The 19,437-nt window shown below is 68.0% G+C and carries 21 protein-coding genes; 6 read left to right on the top strand and 15 right to left on the bottom strand.

The annotated features are described in order from the left end of the window. Positions 1-56: 56 nt before the first annotated feature. Positions 57-1,241, bottom strand: a complete 1,185-nt coding sequence (locus AC5592_RS20730; protein WP_063065181.1) for an FAD-dependent monooxygenase — start codon at positions 1,239-1,241, stop codon at positions 57-59. A 96-nt stretch (positions 1,242-1,337) separates the two neighbouring features. On the opposite strand from AC5592_RS20730, the gene AC5592_RS20725 reads away from it, so the two are divergent. Together AC5592_RS20725 and AC5592_RS20720 are read left to right on the top strand one after the other, a co-directional pair. Then, positions 1,338-2,051, top strand: coding sequence for a TetR/AcrR family transcriptional regulator (locus AC5592_RS20725; RefSeq protein WP_036505024.1), 714 nt, complete (start codon positions 1,338-1,340; stop codon positions 2,049-2,051). 80 nt (positions 2,052-2,131) lie between these two features. Then, positions 2,132-2,575, top strand: a complete 444-nt coding sequence (locus AC5592_RS20720) for a limonene-1,2-epoxide hydrolase family protein (protein ID WP_036505026.1) — start codon at positions 2,132-2,134, stop codon at positions 2,573-2,575. Between the two features lie 73 nt (positions 2,576-2,648). Here the strand turns inward: AC5592_RS20720 and AC5592_RS20715 are convergent, their stop codons facing one another. The 3 genes from AC5592_RS20715 to phoH2 form a co-directional block, all read right to left on the bottom strand. Further along, positions 2,649-3,506 carry an acyl-ACP desaturase gene (locus tag AC5592_RS20715; protein WP_063065244.1) on the bottom strand — a complete coding sequence of 286 codons (858 nt, stop codon included), beginning with the start codon at positions 3,504-3,506 and terminating at the stop codon, positions 2,649-2,651. Between the two features lie 118 nt (positions 3,507-3,624). Then, positions 3,625-4,227: an LGFP repeat-containing protein gene (locus AC5592_RS20710; protein WP_063065243.1), complete on the bottom strand. Its 603-nt coding sequence runs from the start codon at positions 4,225-4,227 to the stop codon at positions 3,625-3,627. A 256-nt stretch (positions 4,228-4,483) separates the two neighbouring features. Continuing rightward, the gene (phoH2, locus tag AC5592_RS20705; RefSeq protein WP_174372330.1) at positions 4,484-5,863 is read right to left on the bottom strand and encodes an RNA 5'-3' helicase PhoH2; all 1,380 of its coding nucleotides are present in this window, start codon (positions 5,861-5,863) and stop codon (positions 4,484-4,486) included. A gap of 302 nt (positions 5,864-6,165) precedes the next feature. On the opposite strand from phoH2, the gene AC5592_RS20700 reads away from it, so the two are divergent. Then, positions 6,166-6,438, top strand: coding sequence for a hypothetical protein (locus AC5592_RS20700; protein WP_036505027.1), 273 nt, complete (start codon positions 6,166-6,168; stop codon positions 6,436-6,438). Positions 6,439-6,580: 142 nt separating this feature from the next. Here AC5592_RS20700 and glyA read toward each other — a convergent pair whose 3' ends face one another. Next, the gene (gene glyA / locus AC5592_RS20695) at positions 6,581-7,879 is read right to left on the bottom strand and encodes a serine hydroxymethyltransferase (protein WP_063065180.1); all 1,299 of its coding nucleotides are present in this window, start codon (positions 7,877-7,879) and stop codon (positions 6,581-6,583) included. A 462-nt stretch (positions 7,880-8,341) separates the two neighbouring features. Beyond that, a complete protein-coding gene (locus tag AC5592_RS20690; RefSeq protein ID WP_036505029.1) occupies positions 8,342-9,541 on the bottom strand; it encodes a hypothetical protein in 1,200 nt (399 codons plus the stop codon). A 264-nt stretch (positions 9,542-9,805) separates the two neighbouring features. On the opposite strand from AC5592_RS20690, the gene coaA reads away from it, so the two are divergent. Beyond that, positions 9,806-10,738, top strand: coding sequence for a type I pantothenate kinase (gene coaA, locus AC5592_RS20685; protein WP_036505031.1), 933 nt, complete (start codon positions 9,806-9,808; stop codon positions 10,736-10,738). A 12-nt stretch (positions 10,739-10,750) separates the two neighbouring features. Here the strand turns inward: coaA and AC5592_RS20680 are convergent, their stop codons facing one another. Both AC5592_RS20680 and AC5592_RS20675 read right to left on the bottom strand, forming a co-directional pair. Further along, a complete protein-coding gene (locus AC5592_RS20680) occupies positions 10,751-11,356 on the bottom strand; it encodes a hypothetical protein (protein WP_051024968.1) in 606 nt (201 codons plus the stop codon). Positions 11,357-11,449: 93 nt separating this feature from the next. Next, the gene (locus tag AC5592_RS20675) at positions 11,450-12,244 is read right to left on the bottom strand and encodes an isoprenyl transferase (RefSeq protein WP_063065179.1); all 795 of its coding nucleotides are present in this window, start codon (positions 12,242-12,244) and stop codon (positions 11,450-11,452) included. Between the two features lie 302 nt (positions 12,245-12,546). Between AC5592_RS20675 and trhA the strand changes: the two genes are divergently transcribed. Beyond that, positions 12,547-13,170, top strand: coding sequence for a PAQR family membrane homeostasis protein TrhA (gene trhA, locus AC5592_RS20670; RefSeq protein ID WP_051024972.1), 624 nt, complete (start codon positions 12,547-12,549; stop codon positions 13,168-13,170). 105 nt (positions 13,171-13,275) lie between these two features. Further along, positions 13,276-14,787 carry an adenylate/guanylate cyclase domain-containing protein gene (locus AC5592_RS20665; protein WP_063065178.1) on the top strand — a complete coding sequence of 504 codons (1,512 nt, stop codon included), beginning with the start codon at positions 13,276-13,278 and terminating at the stop codon, positions 14,785-14,787. Between the two features lie 187 nt (positions 14,788-14,974). Here AC5592_RS20665 and AC5592_RS20660 read toward each other — a convergent pair whose 3' ends face one another. From AC5592_RS20660 to AC5592_RS20630, 7 genes are all read right to left on the bottom strand, one after another. Next, positions 14,975-17,053 carry a thioredoxin domain-containing protein gene (locus tag AC5592_RS20660; protein WP_063065177.1) on the bottom strand — a complete coding sequence of 693 codons (2,079 nt, stop codon included), beginning with the start codon at positions 17,051-17,053 and terminating at the stop codon, positions 14,975-14,977. A gap of 89 nt (positions 17,054-17,142) precedes the next feature. Continuing rightward, positions 17,143-17,439: a gas vesicle protein K gene (locus AC5592_RS20655; RefSeq protein ID WP_036505061.1), complete on the bottom strand. Its 297-nt coding sequence runs from the start codon at positions 17,437-17,439 to the stop codon at positions 17,143-17,145. After that, a complete protein-coding gene (locus tag AC5592_RS20650) occupies positions 17,432-17,683 on the bottom strand; it encodes a gas vesicle protein (protein ID WP_371507357.1) in 252 nt (83 codons plus the stop codon). Before AC5592_RS20650 ends, AC5592_RS20655 begins: the two co-directional genes overlap by 8 nt. Continuing rightward, positions 17,680-18,468, bottom strand: coding sequence for a GvpL/GvpF family gas vesicle protein (locus AC5592_RS20645; RefSeq protein ID WP_063065176.1), 789 nt, complete (start codon positions 18,466-18,468; stop codon positions 17,680-17,682). Before AC5592_RS20645 ends, AC5592_RS20650 begins: the two co-directional genes overlap by 4 nt. Continuing rightward, entirely contained in the window at positions 18,458-18,859 is a 402-nt protein-coding gene (locus AC5592_RS20640) for a gas vesicle protein (RefSeq protein WP_063065175.1), read from the bottom strand. Before AC5592_RS20640 ends, AC5592_RS20645 begins: the two co-directional genes overlap by 11 nt. Next, entirely contained in the window at positions 18,859-19,179 is a 321-nt protein-coding gene (locus tag AC5592_RS20635; RefSeq protein WP_232329468.1) for a gas vesicle protein GvpO, read from the bottom strand. Before AC5592_RS20635 ends, AC5592_RS20640 begins: the two co-directional genes overlap by 1 nt. 28 nt (positions 19,180-19,207) lie before the next feature. Continuing rightward, a complete protein-coding gene (locus AC5592_RS20630; protein WP_036505064.1) occupies positions 19,208-19,435 on the bottom strand; it encodes a gas vesicle protein GvpG in 228 nt (75 codons plus the stop codon). Positions 19,436-19,437: the final 2 nt, after the last annotated feature.

Genomic DNA, 19,437 nt, shown 5'->3' with positions numbered 1-19,437 from the left:
CCGGATCCGGCCGCCGCGACGCGCTCGCGCCGACAGGCCGGATCCGGACTTGCGGCTCAGGCCGCCACCAGCGCCGGATAGTCGCGCAGATCGATGTCGTTGGCGGCATTGTCGCTGTATTTCAGCATCAGGTCGAACATTCGCGAGCCGAGGAACCAGTTGCGCATCCGGATGCCACGGGCGGTGCGCGGCGCGAGGAAGCGGCCCGCGTTGCTGTTGCCCGCGATCTTGGCGTAGCGCTTCATCAGTTCGTTGTAGCGGGCGAAGGCGGCCGTATGGTCGCCGTCGGCCAGCGCCAGCTCACCCGCCAGCACGTAGGCGCCGACCACCGCCAGCCCGGTTCCGAAGCCGCCCAGGGTATTTCCGTAGGCGGAGTCACCGACCAGCGCGACCCGGCCCTTGGTGTAGCCCTCCTTCATCCCCACCTGGCCCAGCGAATCCAGGTAGAACGAGTCGAGTTCGGACAGTTCGGCCATCATGGCGGGCACCGGCCCCCCGGCACCGGCGAAGGCGTCCGCCAGGACGCGGCGTTGCGCCGCCTCGTCGTGCCGGTCGAAGGTGAGCGGTTGGGCGGCGAACATGTACATGTGCGCGGCCTTGTTCCCGCCCCGGACCGCCAGCCGTCCGGGTTCGTTGTAGGCCTCGGACCGGTTACGCCGCCGCGGCCCGTTCGGGTCGTGTCCCCAGCCGGCCGCACCCGCGGTGCAGTAGTAGTAGCCCAGATGTTTGACGTAGTCGGCCTCGGGGCCGAAGGCCAGGGCGCGCACCCGGGAGTGGATGCCGTCGCAACCGACCACCAAATCGAAGGTCCGCGCGGGGGCGTTCTCGAATTCGACCTCGACGCCGGCGGCGGTCTCACGCAGCGCGGTGACGGAGTCGCCGAACATGTATTCACAGCTGTGCGCGGTGCGCTCGTAGAAGATCTCGGCCAGGTCGCCGCGCAGGATCTCCACATCGCCGCCGGTGAAATCGCCTGATATGACGGCCAATTCGCCGCCCTCGGCGTCGGTGAGGATCATATCGGTCTTGCCGGTCTGTCGGCGGTGGATCTCCTCCCACACGCCCATCCGCTCGAGCACCGTGCGGTGGGTGGCGCCCTTGAAGTCGACGGCCTGACCACCGGCCCGCAATTCGGGCGCCCGCTCGACGACGGTGACGGCGAAGCCGTAGCGCTGCAGCCAGTAGGCCAGCGCCGGGCCGGCGACGCTCGCACCGGAGATGAGAACTGTCGTATTCCGCATGATGACCCCTCGATCAGTAACTGTGTCTGTCGGACGCTAATTAGCGTATGCTGGACGCAGTTTCCCGTCAAGCCGGAATTCGGAGAGGATGGCGTCATGACCGGACCGACTGCCCACGAACTGCTGTGGGGGAATTCGCAGCGCCCTCGGCGCGGCCCCAAGCCGTCGCTGTCGCTGGAACGCATCGTCACCGAGGCCATCGCCCTGGCCGATGCCGACGGGATGGCCGCCGTCTCGATGCAGCGGCTGGCCGAGCGGCTGGGCTGCGCCAAGATGGCGCTGTATCGCTATGTACCGGGAAAGGCCGAGCTCACAGCCTTGATGCTGGACTACGGGATGGGACAACCGCCGGAGGTCACGGTCGCCGACTCGGATACCGAACCCTGGCGCGAGGCGCTGCGGCAGTGGACAGAGACGATGTACGAGCGGTATCGGGCGCATCCGTGGACCATCGAACTCACCGCCGGTGCGCGACCGCTCGGCCCGAACGAACTGGGCTGGATGGAGGCCGCACTCGCGCCGCTGGCCGGCACCGGACTACGCGGCTCCGAACGCCTCGACACCGTGGTGCTGCTGAACGGCCACATCCGCAGCCTGGTGCAGCAGACCGCTTCGACCGGACCCGAGCAGGCCGAGAGCGAAATAGCCCGCCAGGTCGGCGAGGTCCTGGCCGCCCACGCCGACCGCTACCCCGAGGTCGTGGCGGCCTTCTCCGACACGTCCGAGGACGGTCGCAACGCGGCCCTGAGCTACGGCATCGAGCGCATTCTCGACGGTGTGGCCGCCCTGATCGCCCGGCGGCGGGACTGAAACGCGTCGAACACCCGACGACGAGCCGAAACGACCGCGATCATCCCCCGTCCGCGCCCCCGCACGCCTACAGTCGGACTATGGCCGAATTACCGGAGCTACAACAGAACGCCGTGACCACGGTGCGCGAGTTCTTCGCCGCGATGGAAATGAGCGCGGTGAACGAGGCGCTGGATCTGCTGGATCCCGACATCGTCTGGAAGAACACGTCGCTGCCCGATATCCGCGGCATCCATCGCGTCGGCGCGGTACTGCGCGGGCTGAGTCGCGACGCGTTCGGTTTCCGCGCCGATATGCACCACATCGCCGCGGAAACCGATGGCGCCCCCGCGGTCGAGGGCGAGACGGTCCTTACCGAACGCACCGATTACCTGCGCATGGGCCCGCTGGAAATCGGGTTCTGGGTCTGTGGCACGTTCGAACTCGTCGACGGCCGCATCACCCTGTGGCACGACCACTTCAGCTGGGAGAACTTCCTGCGCGGCACCGCGGCGGGGATCTGGAACCTGGTCCGCCGGCGCTGATCACGCGCAGCCGAGCGGCGCCCGGCGCTGCCGGTCGTGGTGCGCGCACCCGCACACCACGACCGTCGCGACATCAGCCGCGCAGGTGGCCGATCTCCGCTCGGGCCGCCTCACCTGCGGTGCCGAAGTCGGTGCGCGAGAAGATGTTCCAGCGTTCCAGCAGGGGTGTGAAGACCAGCTCTCCGGCGCGCTTGGGTTCGTAGATGCCGGCCTCGGCCAGGACCTCGGTGCTGTTGCGGCCGTCGCGCAGAGTGAGTTCCGGAACGCGGAACTCGGCGATCCGATCGGCGATCGCCCGCATGGCCTGATCCGGCACCAGCTCCAGCGCCGCGGCGACCAGATTGCCGAAGAACGCCGACTGCAACTCGTCGTCGAGCGCGATCCGGTCCGCGATGGCGGTCACCATCGAATTCTCCTGCAGCGCCGCGATATTGCGGTGCCGCACCGCCGAGGCGGACTCCTCGAAGGCGCACAGCGCCAGCACATCCAGCAGGTGCAGCGGCGGCCGGCGGAAGCCGGTGGTCATATGCTCCATCCGCGCGCGCTCGAGTTCCACCGGATCCACCGCCCGCGTCACCATCAGATAGTTGCGGATGAGGATCTCGTGGCGGTTCTCCTCGGCCGTCCAGCGGCCGACCCAGCGCCACCACGGGCCCGTGCGCAGGTGCTTGCCGAGCTCGCGATGGTACGACGGCAAATTGTCGGCGATCAGCACGCTCACGGTGAGCGCAACCGTGGCAACCTCACCCAGGGCGGCCTGTTCGGGATCCCAGTCGACGCCGCCGAGGAAGCCGAAATTGCGTCCGTCACTGAAAGGCACGTACTCGTGCGGCTGCCAGACCTGCGCCAGCTCGGTGTGGCGCCGGAGATTGTCTTCCACCGCATCCGCGAGCGATTCCAGCAGCTCACGATCGGTCAACTGAGTTTGCACCACGACAAGGTACCGACTGTTCGGGCGAAGCGGGGGAATTACGCGCGGACGCCGTGCGATACACAGCGGCGCGGGCGCGAGACCGTGAGGATGTCTCGGCGCCGCGCCGCGCGTCGTCCTACTTGGTGGTCACCGTGGTCTGCCGGTCGGCGGAGTTCCAGGTGATCGTGCCGCCGGTGAAGTCGCTCTCCTTACCGGTCGGGTTGTCCTTCTCGTCGCTGGTCGGATAGCCGAGCTTGCCGTTCACGCCGCCGTTGCCCTCCCAGGCGGTGCGGATATCGCCCCACACCACGTGGGCGTCGGTCTGCTGGCTCCAGCAGATCGCACCGCCGGTGAACTCCTGGCAGGAACCGCCGTTGGGGCCCTCGACCGCTGCGCCGGTGGGCTCACCGAGCGGGCTCTGCACAGCGCCCATCTCGGTGTACTTGGTGAGGATGTGGCCGGAGACCGCGATCTCCTGTCCGTTCTGGGTCGCGATCTTCGTCTCCGAGGCCGCGGCGCCCGGAGTCGTCGTGCCCGGAGTCGTCGTGCCCGGAGCCGTGGTGCCCGGAGCCGTGGTGCCCGTCGCCATCGCGCCGGTGGTTTCGGTCATGCCGGCATGGGTGGTGGTCCCCGAGCTGCTGTTGTCGTTGTTGTCGTTGCTGCAGGCGGCGGTGAACAGCAGCGCCGTCCCGGCGAAGGCCATCACGACGGCGGCGGAACGTCGAGCGATGTGGTGCATGTTCATCCTCTCGGAAGGTGAAGGCAGGCGGTGCCGCGCATGCGGTACCACCGACCCACAGGCCGGCGCTCGGCAATGGTCCGGCGAACCTATCTGAAACACCGACAACCACGTCGAGCAGGGTTCTTGCGGAAATATACCCGCGACCGTGTGAGCTGAACCATATTCCGAATGTTTGCTGGGACACACCTTTTGCCGCCGAGGCGGTAGCGGAACATGTCCGCTACCGCCTCGGGGTTTCGCTCGGCCGACCGTCTCAGGCGTTCGGCCCGTACTCCTCCAGCATCTCGGTGACCAGCGCGGCGATCGGCGAGCGCTCGCTGCGGGTCAGGGTGACGTGGGCGAAAAGCGGGTGGCCCTTGAGCTTTTCGATCACCGCCGCGACACCGTCGTGGCGGCCGACCCGCAGGTTGTCGCGCTGGGCGACGTCGTGGGTGAGCACCACCCGCGACCCGCTGCCCAACCGGCTGAGCACCGTGAGCAGCACATTGCGTTCCAGTGACTGCGCCTCGTCCACGATCACGAACGAATCGTGCAGCGACCGGCCGCGAATGTGGGTGAGCGGCAAGACCTCCAGCATGCCGCGGGCGAGCACCTCCTCCATCACCTCCGGGCTCGCCAGGCCGTCGAGGGTGTCGAAGACCGCCTGGGCCCACGGGCCCATCTTCTCGCTCTCACTGCCCGGTAGATAACCCAGCTCCTGACCGCCCACCGCGTACAGCGGCCGGAAGACCACCACCTTGCGCTGAGAACGCCGCTCCAGCACCGCTTCCAGGCCCGCGGTGAGCGCCAGCGCCGACTTTCCGGTGCCGGCCTTACCTCCCAGCGAGACGATGCCCACACTCTCGTCCAGCAGCAGATCGAGGGCGATGCGCTGTTCGGCCGAGCGGCCGTGCAGACCGAAAGCCTCCCGATCGCCGCGCACCAGCTGCACCCGCTTGTCCGCGGTCACCCGCGCCAGCGCGCTGCCGTTGGCGCCGAGCAGCCGAATCCCGGTGTGACAGGGCAGGTCCCGGGCTTCGTCCAGATCGATGACCGAATCGGCGTAGAGCCGGTCGACGCAGTCGGCGCCGACCTCGAGTTCGGCCATCCCGGTCCAGCCGGAGATCACCACGTCCTGGGCGTGGTATTCCTCGGCGGGCAGGCCCACCGCGCCCGCCTTCACCCGCAGCGGAATGTCCTTGGACACCAGCACTACTCGCTGCCCCTCGGCGGCGAGGTTGAGCGCGCAGGCGAGGATGCGGGAATCGTTGGTGTCGGTGCGGAACCCGACCGGAAGCACCTCCGGGTCGGTGTGATTCAACTCCACCTGCAGCGTGCCGCCCTCGGTCCCGATCGGGACCCGCAGGTCCAACCGGCCGAATTCCAAACGCAGATCGTCGAGATTGCGCAGGGCTTCGCGAGCGAACCAGCCGAGTTCGTGATGGTGCCGTTTGGCCTCCAGTTCGCTGATGACCACCAGCGGTAACACCACGTGATGTTCACCGAAACGCGTCATGGCCCAGGGGTCGGACAACAACACGGAGGTGTCGATCACGAAGGATTTGCGGGGCGAGGTGCCGGCTCCCTTTCCGGAGCCTCCGCTCTTGTCGGAGCGGGCTTTCGAGGGAGCGATGACGGAGCGTGCATCAGTCACGGTGGGCTCCTTTGTTGTCCGTGCCATACCCGCACGGACGTTCTCGCTGGGCCGGTCCGCCCTGGGGTCAAACGACCCGAGGGCCGGGTACCGGCCCTCTCGTACTGAGTTGCTCAGCCACGATCAGAACCTCCCGGACGAGCCACAACGACGCGGCTCGCACTTCGACGGTACTGCGATTTCGCGATTCCGGCTCCCGAGATGGCAGGCGTGTCGATGAATAGGTAGTGAACGCCGACCGGTAGCTATCGGTCAGCTACAGAGTTGCCCGGCTACTCGCCCGAACCCGCTAGAGTCGCTACATGAGCGATGTGGCAGAGCTGGAGAAGCTGTCGTCGAAGGAACTCCACGACCGCGCGGTCAAACACGCCGTCCGGCACGGCGACGTCAAGTTCCTGTGGCGGCTGCTGGAGCAGATTCCGGCGGCGGCGGCCGCCACCGGGAACATCGGCGAGAGCGAGGCGGACATCAAATACGTACTGCCGATGCTCGACGACTACGTGCACGCCGGCGAGGGCAAGATCGCCGAGGCGTTGCGGCCGTTGTACATCGAATACCTGAGCACCCGCGACTGACCGCTCCCGGGCCTTCCGGCCAAACCCGCGGGCACCCGCGCCGTACGGTCGCGAAGCGAAAAGCCCACGCGCACAAGGCGACTCACAGATCGACCCCGGCGGCCTGGCCGGCTACCGGGGTCGATCGCGCTGCGGTGCGGCCTCAGCCGAGCAGCTTCCAGTCCTCCAGGCCGTCGTAGAGCGGGAAGTCCTGGGCCAGCTTGGACACTCGCGCGCGCAGGGACGCGAGGTCGGCGTTGCCCGCCAGCGCGGTGGCGATGATGTCGGACACCTCGGCGAATTCGGTGTCGCCGAAGCCGCGGGTGGCCAGCGCGGCGGTGCCGATGCGCAGGCCGGAGGTGACCATCGGCGGACGCGGGTCGAACGGAACAGCGTTGCGGTTCACCGTGATTCCGACCTCGTGCAGCAGATCCTCGCCCTGCTGGCCGTCCATCTGCGAGTTGCGCAGATCCACGAGCACCAGGTGCACATCGGTGCCGCCGGTCAGCACGGTGACGCCGTTACCGGCGACATCGGCGGCGGTCAGGCGCTCGGCCAGGATCTTGGCGCCGGACAGGGTGCGCTCCTGGCGCTGCTTGAACTCCTCGGTGCCCGCGATCTTGAAGGCGGCGGCCTTCGCGGCGATCACGTGCATGAGCGGACCGCCCTGCTGGCCCGGGAACACGGCGCTGTTGAGCTTCTTCGCGTATTCCTGCTTGGCCAGGATCAGACCCGAACGCGGACCACCGAGGGTCTTGTGCACGGTCGAGGACACCACATCCGCGTGCGGCACCGGCGAGGGGTGCAGACCGGCGGCGACCAGACCCGCGAAATGCGCCATATCGACCCAGAGGTAGGCGCCCACCTCGTCGGCGATCTCGCGGAAGGCCGCGAAGTCCAGGTGACGCGGGTAGGCCGACCAGCCGGCCACGATCACCTTCGGCCGGACCTCGCGCGCCTGCTTGCGCAGCTCGTCCATGTCGACGCGGTGGTCTTCCTTGCTCACCCCGTAGGCGTGCACCTCGTAGAGCTTGCCGGAGAAGTTGAGCCGCATCCCGTGGGTGAGGTGACCGCCGTGCGCCAGATCCAGGCCGAGCAGTTTCTCGCCCGGATTCATCAGCGACATCAGCACCGCGGCGTTGGCCTGCGCGCCCGAATGCGGCTGCACGTTGGCGAATTCGGCGCCGAACAACTCCTTGACCCGCTCGCGCGCGAGGTTCTCCACCACGTCGACGTGCTCACAACCGCCGTAGTAGCGGCGACCGGGATAACCCTCGGCGTATTTGTTGGTCAGCACGCTGCCCTGCGCCTGCAGCACCGCGCGCGGCACGAAGTTCTCGGAGGCGATCATCTCGAGGGTGTCGCGCTCACGGGCGAGTTCGCCCGCCATCGCGGCGGCGAGCTCGGGATCGAGATCGGCGAGCGACTGGGTGTTGACAGAGGGGGCGGTCGTCTGGGTCACGCGCACAGTCTATGTGGTGGCCCCCGGGCGCTCCGTCGTGGCCCGCAACGGCACCGGGCGCGGCGACCGCGATACCCGCCGAGATGTAATAGCGACTGCACACCGGCCGTTGCGCCCCCATAATCCGGGGCTGCCCGCTTCGTAAAAAAGGCGTAACATTCGCCGCGCTGTCGACGACTGTGACAGCGTCATCGACTCATTCGATCACATCAGGGGTTCACATGCTGTTTTTCACCGCGGGTACCGGTAACTCGATTCAGGACATGCTTTTCGCGATCCTGAAGTCCGCCTGCACCATCTCCTCCGGCGGCAACGCCGGTTGTGCGGGCTGGGGCGCGTAGTAGCGCCGAGACCCTTCGGCCGGATTCGCGAGTCGGGGCGCGGATCCGGTCGGTATTCGGAATCGGAATTCCGACGAATAGATCGATAGCCCCGAATCGGATAGTGCGATACCGATCACGGTCACCATTGTTTGCGCAGCGCCGCCGGGGTCAGCGGCTCGTCGAGCAGCCGGCCGAAGCGTGCCACCCGATCGCCGGCGTCGACCGCGCGATCCAGCCACCCGCCCAGCAGGCGATACCCCTCCACATAGGTGCTGATGTAGGCCCGCCACAGCGGTGAGGACAGAAAGCGCAGGGACTGCCGCGCGCGTTCGGGGGTGGTCAGACTCCAGCGCTGCAGGAATTCGGCGACCTCGTCGGCGCCGCGACCGCGATCGTGCAGCAGCAGCGCCGCATCCTGGCGGACCGCGAGCAGTTTCGCCGAGGCATTCGAGAGTCGTTGTGCGCGTTCGCCGTCGAATCGCAGACCGAGGTCGGCATAGATTTCCTGCGCCCAGATTCCCCAGTCCGGCCCGACGATCGATTTCAGCGCCAGATCCGCCAGCCCCTCGGCCATCAGACATTGCGGCGTATTCACCACGAACAACGTCTGTTCGTCCTGTCCGGCCGCGACGAGCCCCGCCTCTTTGCGGCAGTGTTCGGTGTGGTGGCCCGGATACGCCTCGTGCGCGATCAGCGCCGGCAACTGCGCCATATGTTGTTTGAGATCGGAATTGATCGCGACCCGGGAGCGGAAATTACCGAGGTAGTAATTGAACCCCGACCACGGTTTGTCACCGACGATCTCGTATTCCACCTGCTCGTGATCCGGCAGCGGATAGCGTTCGCGCACCAACTCGCGCAGTGCGCCCGAGAATGCCTGCACACATTCGGTGAGGCGGTGCGGCGGAATCTCGTCGGCGCGCCGATGCGCGGTCATCCGGTCCAGCAGCGGGCCGTCACCGGCCAGCACCTCGTCGAGTTGCCGATGCGCGTCCCGATAGTCCTCGACGTCGCCGAGTGCGATGTCGACGTCGAAATAGGACCGCACCTCGTCGATGAAGGAGATGTCGTCGCCGGCGAACTTGCGTCCGGAGCACTCCAGCGCCCGCAGGTGCGCCTCCAGGAATTCGGTGCGCTGCTCGCTCAGCCCGGCCTCGGGCAGTTCCTTGCGCAGGGCCACCGCCCGGTCCGCCAGCTCACGTGGCTGCGGCGCGGGCGCCGACTCCACGGCTCGGCGCAGCGCGGGATCGCCGGTGTAGGCGTCGACGAAGCCTGGTTCCAAGCGATCGAATGCCAGTCCCAGGCGCAGATATTCGGTGACGAGCGGATGCGCGTGCATGACATCCGACGATAGCCGCTTCCCTCTTCCCGGCCTCGTCGGCGACCGAAACCCGGCGGTGGGGAGAGAAATGTCACCGGGGGTTACCGGCGAGTAATAACACCCCGCGTTCGGCACGGTGCCCACCCCGAGGAGAATTCGCCTATGCGAGGACTGTCGAGCGCATTTCGCCGCGCCGGGCACGGCACAGGTTCACCGGTGACGTCGTTACGGGTGGTGGCACGCCCGCCCGGCGCGGGGTCTCCGGACCGGGAGTGTGCGTAGGTGGGCCGGATGAGCGAGCCGAGTCCGTATGTCGAATTCGATCGCAAACAATGGCGCACCCTGCGTAAATCGACTCCACTGATCCTCACCGAGGAAGAACTGATCGGCCTGCGTGGTCTCGGCGAGCAGATCGATCTCGAAGAAGTCGCCGAGGTCTATCTGCCGCTGGCCCGGTTGATCCACCTCCAGGTCGCCGCCCGGCAGCGACTGTTCGCCGCGACCGCGACCTTCCTGGGTGAAACCCACCCCGACCATCAGGTGCCGTTCGTCATCGGCATCGCGGGCAGCGTGGCGGTCGGCAAATCGACCACCGCCCGCGTATTGCAGGCACTGCTCGCACGCTGGGATCACCACCCGCGCGTCGACCTGGTGACCACCGACGGATTCCTCTATCCCACGGTCGAGCTCACCCGGCGCGGCATCATGCACCGCAAGGGTTTTCCGGAGAGCTACAACCGCCGCAAGCTGCTGCGTTTCGTCACCGAGGTCAAATCCGGTGCGCCCGAGGTGTGCGCCCCGATGTATTCGCATATCGCCTACGACATCCTGCCGGACCAGTTCCACTGCGTGCGCCAGCCCGACATCCTCATCATGGAGGGGCTCAACGTCCTGCAGACCGGGCCGCGGCTCATGGTCTCGGACCTGTTCGATTTCTCGATCTACGTCGACGCGCGCATCGAGAACATCGAGCGGTGGTACGTGGATCGTTTTCTCTCCCTGCGGAAAACGGCGTTCGCGGACCCGCAGTCGCATTTCCACCACTACGCGAAATTCAGCGATTCCGAGGCGACCATCGCCGCCCAGGAGATCTGGAACGCCACCAACCGGCCGAATCTGGTGGAGAACATCCTGCCGACGCGGCCGCGCGCAACCCTGGTGCTGCGCAAGGACTCCGACCACAGCATCAACCGGATCCGCCTGCGCAAACTCTGATCCGGTTCCACGTCACGCCGGCCAGGCCGCGTCGAGCCGGGCGGCGACATCGATGTCGCGGACGGCAGCGATATGCGGTTTGCGGATCTCGTTGGCCACATAGCGGGCGACGAACCGGCGGATCTCGTGATCGACGCTGGCCAGCAGCCGCAGCAGTTGGCCGCGCCGGGTCGTGGTGGCCACATCGATGCGCACATCGCCGGGGTGCGGTTCGGCGATGTCGATGACGATCCGCAGCGGTGCCGCGGTGCGGACCGTCAGGTGGACGTGGACGAAGCCGGTGACGTCGAAGCGGTGACGATCGACGGCCAGATCCAGCAGCAGATCGATATCGAGCGGTATGGCGAGCTCGAAACCGACGACCTCGCCGACCGAGCGTTCCAGTACCGGATCACCGAGCTGCACCTGCGCGGAGGCCTTCGCCAGATGTACCGGCCCCACCCCGATCGGGCCGAAATCGAATGCGCTGCCTGCCAATTGGGCGAAAACAGCGGCAATCCGCTGTTCGGAGGCGGCATAGGCCACGAATCGCCGGCCGAATTCGGCATAGGTGACGTAGGGCACCGGCGTTCCGGCCACCTCCGTCGCACCGCCCGGCCCGGCCCGCATCTCGCTCATGTTCGCGACGGTACGCGAGCGCGGCGCCGGATCGGGGGATGATCTTGCAATGCAATACATCCTGCGCCGGGCCGTTATCTGCGGCCCGTCCGCTCACACCCCGTAACGGCGATGGCGTGCGGCGTAGTCGCGCAGTGCGCGCAGGAAGTCGACACGGCGGAACTCCGGCCAGTAGGCCTCGGTGAACCAGATCTCGGAGTAGGCGCTCTGCCACAGCAGGAAACCCGAGAGCCGCTGCTCCCCCGAGGTGCGGATGACCAGATCCGGATCGGGCTGGCCCGAGGTGTAGAGATGCTGGCCGATGGCGTTGACCGTGATCGACTGCACGAGGTCCTCACCGGTCTCCCCGGCCGCGATCTCCTGCCGGACCAGCGAGCGCACCGCGTCGGCGATCTCCTGGCGGCCGCCGTAGCCGATGGCCACGTTCACGTGCACACCACCGCGACCGTGCGTTTCGTCGGCCGCCTTCTCCATGCGGCGCGCGACGTCCTCGGGCAGGCCCTTCAGCGACCCGACGATGCGCACACCCCAGTTGTTCTCCGGTGCGGACAGTTCCTCGACCACATCGGTGATCACCTCGAACAGGGTTTCCAGTTCGTCGGCCGAGCGGCTGAGATTCTCGGTCGACAGCAGATACACCGTCACCATCTCGATGCCCTCGGCCTGACACCAGCCGACCAGTTCGGCGATCTTCAGCGCACCCACCCGGTGGCCGTGGGTGACGTCGGTGAAGCCGTTCTCCCGCGCCCAGCGGCGATTTCCGTCACAGACGACCGCGACGTGACGCGGATGCTGTTTGCCTGCCAGCTGTTTCGACAGCTGCGCCTCGTAGATGCGATAGGGCAGGCTGCGCACCTTACCGCTGAGCACCCGACTAGCAAGCTTCACGGCTGCCAACCTTATCCACCTCTCGCGTGCCGCCCGAGTTCTCCGCCAATTCTGCTGCGCAGTGAGGGCAGCGGACGCCACGATCAGTTCCCCGGTTCCGGTCGACCCTATCGCGGCGGCGTCCGGCACGCGGAGCCTACTGCCGGTACAGTGACTGGAGAACTAACCTACGCAACCGTAGGTTACTCAGGAGGTAACCAGTGTCCGAACGGGTGAGCTCGGCGAATCCGGTCCTCGGGAAGGTGTCCGCGCTCGAGCATCTGGCCGAGGAGGGTCTGCGCACCCTGGCCGTCAAGCCGCGGATGCGCGGCTGGATCCACACCTACGCGGTCGGCGTCGCGGCGGTCGCCGTGGCCGTGCTGGTCGCCGCCGCCGCGACCGTGTCCGCGACCGCGGGCTGGTCGACACTGGTCTACGGCGTGACCGTCTGCGGCATCTTCGGCATCAGCGCGATCTACCACCGGGTGACCTGGCAGTCCGCGCGCACCCGGACTCGCATGAAGCGCGCCGACCATTCGATGATCTTCCTGTTCATCGCCGGCAGCTACACCCCGTTCGCCCTGCTGGGACTGCCCGGCCGCACCGGGATCACCCTGCTGAGCGTGGTCTGGGCCGGCGCCGTGGCCGGGGTGGCGTTGAAAGTGCTGTGGCCGACCGCGCCGCGCTGGGTCGGGGTGCCGCTGTATCTGCTGCTGGGCTGGGCCATCGTGCCGGTCGCGGCGACACTGACCCACAACGTGGGTGTCACGCCGATGGTGCTGCTGTTGATCGGCGGCATCGCCTACAGCGTGGGGGCGATCCTGTACGCCGCCAAATGGCCGAATCCGTGGCCGGAGGTCTTCGGTCACCACGAATTCTTCCATGCGGCAACGGTTCTCGCGGCCCTGTGCCATTACGTCGCGATCTGGTTGGTCGTATTCTCGTAGGGCAAGATCACCGGTTACCTGCCACGGCCACACGCGCGGGTTCTATGCTCGTTCGTGCTGTCCGTCCGAAACCGGTAACACCGAACCACACCACTGCCAGGGGCTATGACCAGTCGACTCGTGCTCTGGGCCCTGCGTGCGCGCTGGGGCCTTTCGACGGTGGTGATGGTATGCAACCTCGGCGGCCTCGCGGTCATCGTAGTCGAATTGTGGCTGAGCGGATTTCTCGGCAACCTCGGCGAGGACTGGCTCGGCGCGGTCGCCCAGACCGCGATCTACCCGGTGATCGGCGCACTGGCCGGCATCGTGCTGGCGGTGCGCGACCGGGTGTACTACTTCAGCTGGATCGACCAGACCCGCCGGCCCACCCGGCCCGAAGCCGAGCGGCTGCTGAAGCTGCCCATCGCGATCACCGTCCGGGCGCTGGCCATCTGGATACCGGGCGTCGCCATCGCCACGGCACTGTTCGCCCAGGTGGTGCCCACCCGGGCCCTGTGGGCGATCGGCGCGATGTTCTTCCTGGGCGGGCTGGAGTCGGCGGGCTTCACCTTCCTGGTGGTGGACCGGCTCATCCGGCCGACGATTCCGGTGATCGCGCGGGTGCTCGGCGGTACCTCGCACTGGAGTGCCACCGTGCTCAACCGGCTGGTCATCTCCTGGGCGGTGGCCGGGGCGATGCCGCTGCTGATGCTGATCACCGTCCTCGGCGATCCGGTCGCCGACGCCACCGACCGGGTGCGGACCGCGCTGTACATGTCGCTGGTCGGCCTGCTGGTCGGGGCGCTGACCACCGCCACCCTGGCGCGATCGGTGGCGGCGCCGCTCGGGACGCTGCGGCGCGCGCTGGACCGGATCGCGCGCGGCGAACTGTCCGCGCGGGTGCCGATCACCAGCGCCAGTGAGATCGGGCGCCTGGAACTGTCGGTGAACGAGCTGGCCGAGAATCTGTCCGAACGCGAACGCATGCGCGATGTCTTCGGCCGCCACGTCGGCAACGAGGTGGCCGAACGCGCGCTGGCCGGTGGTCTCGACCTGACCGGCGACGTGCGGGTGGTGACCGCGCTGTTCGTCGATGTGACCGGGTCGGTGGAGATGTCCACCGAACTCGCGCCGCGGGAATTCGTCGACCAGCTGAACCGGTTGCTGGCCGTGGTGGTCTCGGCGACCGAGGACAACGGCGGGCTGGTCAACAAATTCGAGGGCGACGCGGCACTGTGCATCTTCGGCGCGCCGATCGCCTTGGGCGACAACGCGACTCCCGCTCTGCGCGCCGCCCGGCGCATTCGCGACGAGGTTGCCCTCGGCGGCGAATTCGATATCGGAATCGGCCTGGCGCGCGGCAGCGTCTTCGCCGGAGACGTCGGCACCGACACCCGGCTGGAATTCACCGTGATCGGGGACGCGGTCAACGAGGCCTCCCGGCTCACCACCGAGGCCAAGGAGGTCCCGCGCCGGATCCTGGCCAGCCAGGCCGTGATCGACGCGGCGACCGAATCCGAACGTTCGCGCTGGGTGCTCTACGACAAGATCCAGCTGCGGGGCCGGCGGGAGCCGACGGCGTGCTGGACCGATCGCAAACCGGTGGGGTTGGGCGCGACCGCTCCGATCGAGGAGTGAGGGCGGAGGCGCCGGGCCGGATGCCGCGCACCGCTCGTCACGCGGCCCTTTGGCGGCCTTCGATTCGACCACGCCGTGGACTCGCTCGTCCCGGCCGAGGAGGAGCGGGCCGCTCGGTCGGCCGGCTGCGGACCGCCGGTACTTCGCCGCTGATTTCGTCGCCGCCGAGCGGCTCTAGGGGCCGGGATCAGGAACCTACGAGCGCAGCGCGCACCTCTTGCGGTTCCGATACCGGTAGGTCGCACACGATGCCGCGGCAGACGTAGGCCGCGGGTGCGCCGCCCCGGGCGGGTCGATCCGTGAGCAGTGGGACCGAATCGGATTGCCCCGCAACGACCACCGCACCTCCGGGAGCGAAACGACGTGCGGTGCGCAGCAATTCGGCCGTCGCCGCGGTGTCGGACGATTGCGAGATCGCGATCTGGATCGGCCCGGCCAGCGCGGCTTCGGCGACGCTGAGCCACTGCCCGCCGGAGCGCGGCGCCCGGGCCAGGACGATGGCGCCGGCGTCGAGCGTGACATCGGCCAGCGTGCGGTAGCGTGCCGCGCGGTCCGGGGCGCTCAGGGCAGAGGCGGTGAGCAGGGTTTCGGCGAAGGTGGAGGCCCCGGCCGGGGTCGCCCCGTCGAGCGGATCACGCGGCCGGGCGACGAGTTGCTCCGCATCGGCGGCCGTGTCGAACCAGCTGCCGGGTTGCGCCGGATCCTCGAAAAGGGTTGCGGCGGTATCGATCAGCTGCTGCGCGACTTCGAGCCAGGACAGTTCCCCGGTGGCCTGGTGCAGGGCCAGCAGTCCGGTCGCCAGCCACGCGTAGTCCTCGAGCACACCGGGCGCGTTACCGGTCGCGCCGCCCAGTGAGGCCCGCACCAGACGGCCGTCGACGAGATGCCGGTCCAGCAGGTACCGCGCGCATCGGGCCGCGGCGTCGATCCATTCCGGCCGGTCGTGGGCGGCGCCGGCCTCGGCGAGGGCGGTGATCGCGATGCCGTTCCAGGCGGTGACCACCTTGTCGTCGCGCTCGGGTTGCGGCCGCCGGTCCCGCACCGCGCGCAGCCGCTGCCGGATGTCGTCGAAGCGGCGGGCGTCGGCGGGGTCCGCCCCCGGGCCGGTGCCCGGGTCGGTGTATCGGGTGAGCACGGAGGTGCCGTGTTCGAACGTGCCCTCGGCAGTCACACCGAATTTCGCTGCGGCCCAAGGGCCGTCCTCGGAACCGAGTGCATCCGTGAGCTGCTGCGGCGTCCACACATAGGTAGCGCCTTCGATACCGGGCGCACCCGGCTCCACGTGGGTGTCGGCGTCGAAGGCCGAGGCGAATCCACCCTCGGCGGTCAGCAGATCGGTGAGCAGGAAGGCAGCGGTCTCCTCGGTGATCCGTTGCGGCAGTGGGTCACCCGCATCCGGAGCGCCGCTCGCCTCCAGCCGCGCCAGATGCGCGTAGGCACGCAGCAGTTGCGCATTGTCGTAGAGCATCTTCTCGAAATGCGGGACCACCCACGCGGCATCGACCGAGTAACGGGCGAACCCGCCGCGCAGCTGATCGTAGATACCCCCGCGGGCCATGGCGGCGCAGGTCAGCGAAACCGCCTGTCGCGCAGCATCTTCCCCGGTGCGCTCGTAATGGCGCAGCAGCCCCTCCAACAGCGCCGACGGCGGGAACTTCGGCGCCCCGCCGAATCCGGCGTAGCGCTCGTCGACATCGCGCAGCACCGTCGCGACCGCATGCGCGAGCAGTTCCGACGTGACGGTCAGCTCACTCGCGGGCAGTCCGGCACCCTGGTCCCGCAGCGCCTGCGCCACCTGACCGGCGGCCTGGTCGACCTCGTCGCGGCGATTGGTCCAGGTGTCGGTGACCGCGGTCAGCAGCTGAGTGAACGACGGCATACCGCCGCGCGGCGACTTCGGATAGTAGGTGCCGCAGTAGAACGGCTCCCCGGCCGGCGTGAGGAAACACGTCATCGGCCAGCCACCCTGCCCGGTCATCGCGACCGTCGCGGACATGTACACCGCGTCTATATCGGGCCGCTCCTCACGATCGACCTTCACACAGACGAAATTCGCGTTCATCAACTCGGCGGTGGCCGGATCGGCGAACGATTCGTGGGCCATCACATGACACCAGTGACACGAGGCGTAACCGACCGACAACAGGATCGGCACGTCCCGCGCTCGCGCCTCCTCGAGCGCCTCGACACCCCATTCCCGCCAGTCGACCGGGTTGTCGGCATGCTGGCGCAGGTAGGGCGATGTCGCGTCGGCCAAGCGATTCATGGCTCCACCCTCCCACAGGACCGACACCCGGCGACACCCGTCGACTGGGCAGCCGAGCCGCACGGCCGCGCGCGATATTCCTCGACGCTCTACTCGGGCGGGGGCAGTAATGGTCCGAGGGGGCCGAGGTCGATGTTGAGGTCTTCCGGGGTGAGGCCGAAGTGTTCGCGGAGTTCCTCCATGCGTTGTTCGAGCAGCATCAGGGTGGTTCCGATGCGCTCGACCTGGGTGTCGGTGAGGTCGCCGGCGTCGACGCGGCGCAGTGCCTGGCGCTCCATCAGCTGGCGCAGCAGCTCCACCAGGGTGAGCACGAGGGTGACCAGGCCGCGCTCGACGGATTCCGGGTCGGTGTCGATACGCGGTGGGATACCGCCGAATTCAGTCATCGGCGTGCTTGTCGGGTGATGCGGACAAGGCCGGCGGAAACAGGGTGCTGATCGAGGAGATGAGGGCGCGCAGGGAGATCTGCACCAGATCCACATCGGCGATGGCGAGTCTGATATCGCCGGTGATGATCACACCGCCTGCCAGCACCCGGTCCAGGAGGTCCACCAGCGCGATACGCCGCTCGGTGTCGACGCCGCGATCGGGCGGTGACGTGCCGGCGCGCGTCATGTCGGCCCGAGTCATGTCGGCTCGCGTTGCACGCCCGCGAACGAATACGGCGGCCACGGACCGGTGAGTTCGAGCCGGATGCCGGGGAATTCGGCGCCGAGCGCGGTGACGGTCGCCGTGAAGTCCTCGGTCCGGTCGTCGTCGACGAGGTAGGTGCCGTTGAGCACCATCCAGTCGCGCCGGCCGCTCACCGCCGGATCGGTCAGCGGCTGACATCGTCCGGCCGCGGCCCGGCGCAGCAACCGCTCGTGCACCTGCGCCGCCCGCTCGGCCGCGTCGCGTTCGACGGTTTCCTGCGCGGACAATTGCGCGCGCCGCCGGGCCAGATAGGCCGCGCCCGGCGTCATCGCGCCGGCGTCGGCCTTCGCCTCGGCCACGGCGGCGGTGAGGGTGGCGCGGTCACCGTACGCGCGCACTCCCCACTCGGTGCGCCCGCTCACCAATTCCAGCGCAGCGGCGAAATCCGCTCGCCTTTCGTCGAGCAACTCCCGCACCCGGTCGTCGTCGCGGAAGACGGTGGCCAGCCGCAGCGGCACGGCCGGACCTCCGCGCACCACCGCCGAGACCACCGCGTCGTGGGCCCGCGCCGTCGCCTCCAGCCAGTCCAGATCCTCGAAGTTCCGGCGCAGCGGCTCCTCGCCGAACACGTCCAGCGGCACCGAGCCGACGATCGCGGTGAGATCGCCCGAAACAACCGCGCGCACCGACTCTCCCGCGACTCCGGCCGGCCCGTCGGGCTCGACGCCGTCGTCGCGAGACGCCGCCACGGCGTACAACCAGACCGCCCGATCACCGGTCACGGCCGGTCCTTCGCGGCTCGCGGGCACGTTCGATGGGCTCCGGGCGTTCGGCTGCCGCTTCCAATTGGGCGATCCGCTCGCGAAGTTTCCGATTCTCGAGTTCCAGGTCGTTGTCCTGCTTCTCCAGCGTGTGCGCCTTGCTGTTGAGCCAGGGATCGGTCTCCCACCAGTCGATGCCCACCGACTTGGCCGTCTCCAACGAGGCGATCACCAACCGCAGCTTGATGGTGAGCAGTTCGATGTCGAGAAGATTGACCTGGATATCGCCCGCGATCACCAGACCCTTGTCGAGGACTCGTTCCAGGATGTCGGCGAGGTTGGTCGAGTGCCCGCCGCCACCCCCACCGCCGAAGGGCTGCGGCGCGTACGACTCACCTCCGACTACCGTCATCACCGCCCCCTCGGGGCGATGTCGGTGCTACCGCGGTGGTAGCGCCCGGTTCTGCGATAGGCCAGCAGATTCTCGTCGAAATCGATCTCCACCTGATAGGTCGCCATGATGTCCGCCGACGAGGGGATACGGCGATCCTCGAGCACCTCGATCTCCACCAGCCAGCCGTCGTCGGTCGGCTCCACGCTCGTGACGCCCTGGAGCTGGTTCGATGTCAGTTCCGCGAGGCATTCGAGCGCGACCCCGGCGGCCTGCGCCGCGGTCAGGGGCGGTTGTTCGTCCGATGTCTGGGCATCGTCGGGGATGGTGTCGCGGGCCACGGGAGTCACTTCTTCCGGTCGGTCGGACCTACCTCGGACCGGTCATCCGATTCAGGATCTCTTGCTGCGCTTGCGCGGCCTCCTCCGCGGATATCTCACCGGCGGCCGCGGCACGGTCGATGTCCTCGAGCTCGCGCCGCAACCGCACGGGATCGTGCATTTGCTGTTCGACCTGCTCCTGGATCAATTCACTCAGCCAGATCACGCCACGAACCGGCGCGGCGGGGAGCAGGAGTATCGATGAGATCAGGCCCATGC

Origin of the sequence: Nocardia violaceofusca NBRC 14427 (genome assembly GCF_963869435.1) — a bacterium.
In the GTDB taxonomy this organism is placed as follows: domain Bacteria; phylum Actinomycetota; class Actinomycetes; order Mycobacteriales; family Mycobacteriaceae; genus Nocardia; species Nocardia aobensis.
This window is presented reverse-complemented; position numbering and strand designations above follow the sequence as displayed.

Coding starts and splice junctions, on each gene's coding strand:
- AC5592_RS20690 (WP_036505029.1), bottom strand. CDS start 9,541: ATGCACGCGCATCCGCTCGTCACCGAATATCTGCGCCTGGGACTGGCA.
- AC5592_RS20640 (WP_063065175.1), bottom strand. CDS start 18,859: ATGACGGTAGTCGGAGGTGAGTCGTACGCGCCGCAGCCCTTCGGCGGT.
- AC5592_RS20650 (WP_371507357.1), bottom strand. CDS start 17,683: ATGACTCGGGCCGACATGACGCGCGCCGGCACGTCACCGCCCGATCGC.
- AC5592_RS20660 (WP_063065177.1), bottom strand. CDS start 17,053: ATGAATCGCTTGGCCGACGCGACATCGCCCTACCTGCGCCAGCATGCC.
- AC5592_RS20710 (WP_063065243.1), bottom strand. CDS start 4,227: ATGCACCACATCGCTCGACGTTCCGCCGCCGTCGTGATGGCCTTCGCC.
- AC5592_RS20665 (WP_063065178.1), top strand. CDS start 13,276: ATGACCAGTCGACTCGTGCTCTGGGCCCTGCGTGCGCGCTGGGGCCTT.
- AC5592_RS20655 (WP_036505061.1), bottom strand. CDS start 17,439: ATGACTGAATTCGGCGGTATCCCACCGCGTATCGACACCGACCCGGAA.
- AC5592_RS20700 (WP_036505027.1), top strand. CDS start 6,166: ATGAGCGATGTGGCAGAGCTGGAGAAGCTGTCGTCGAAGGAACTCCAC.
- AC5592_RS20680 (WP_051024968.1), bottom strand. CDS start 11,356: ATGAGCGAGATGCGGGCCGGGCCGGGCGGTGCGACGGAGGTGGCCGGA.
- AC5592_RS20720 (WP_036505026.1), top strand. CDS start 2,132: ATGGCCGAATTACCGGAGCTACAACAGAACGCCGTGACCACGGTGCGC.
- AC5592_RS20630 (WP_036505064.1), bottom strand. CDS start 19,435: ATGGGCCTGATCTCATCGATACTCCTGCTCCCCGCCGCGCCGGTTCGT.
- AC5592_RS20730 (WP_063065181.1), bottom strand. CDS start 1,241: ATGCGGAATACGACAGTTCTCATCTCCGGTGCGAGCGTCGCCGGCCCG.
- AC5592_RS20725 (WP_036505024.1), top strand. CDS start 1,338: ATGACCGGACCGACTGCCCACGAACTGCTGTGGGGGAATTCGCAGCGC.
- trhA (WP_051024972.1), top strand. CDS start 12,547: ATGCGCGGCTGGATCCACACCTACGCGGTCGGCGTCGCGGCGGTCGCC.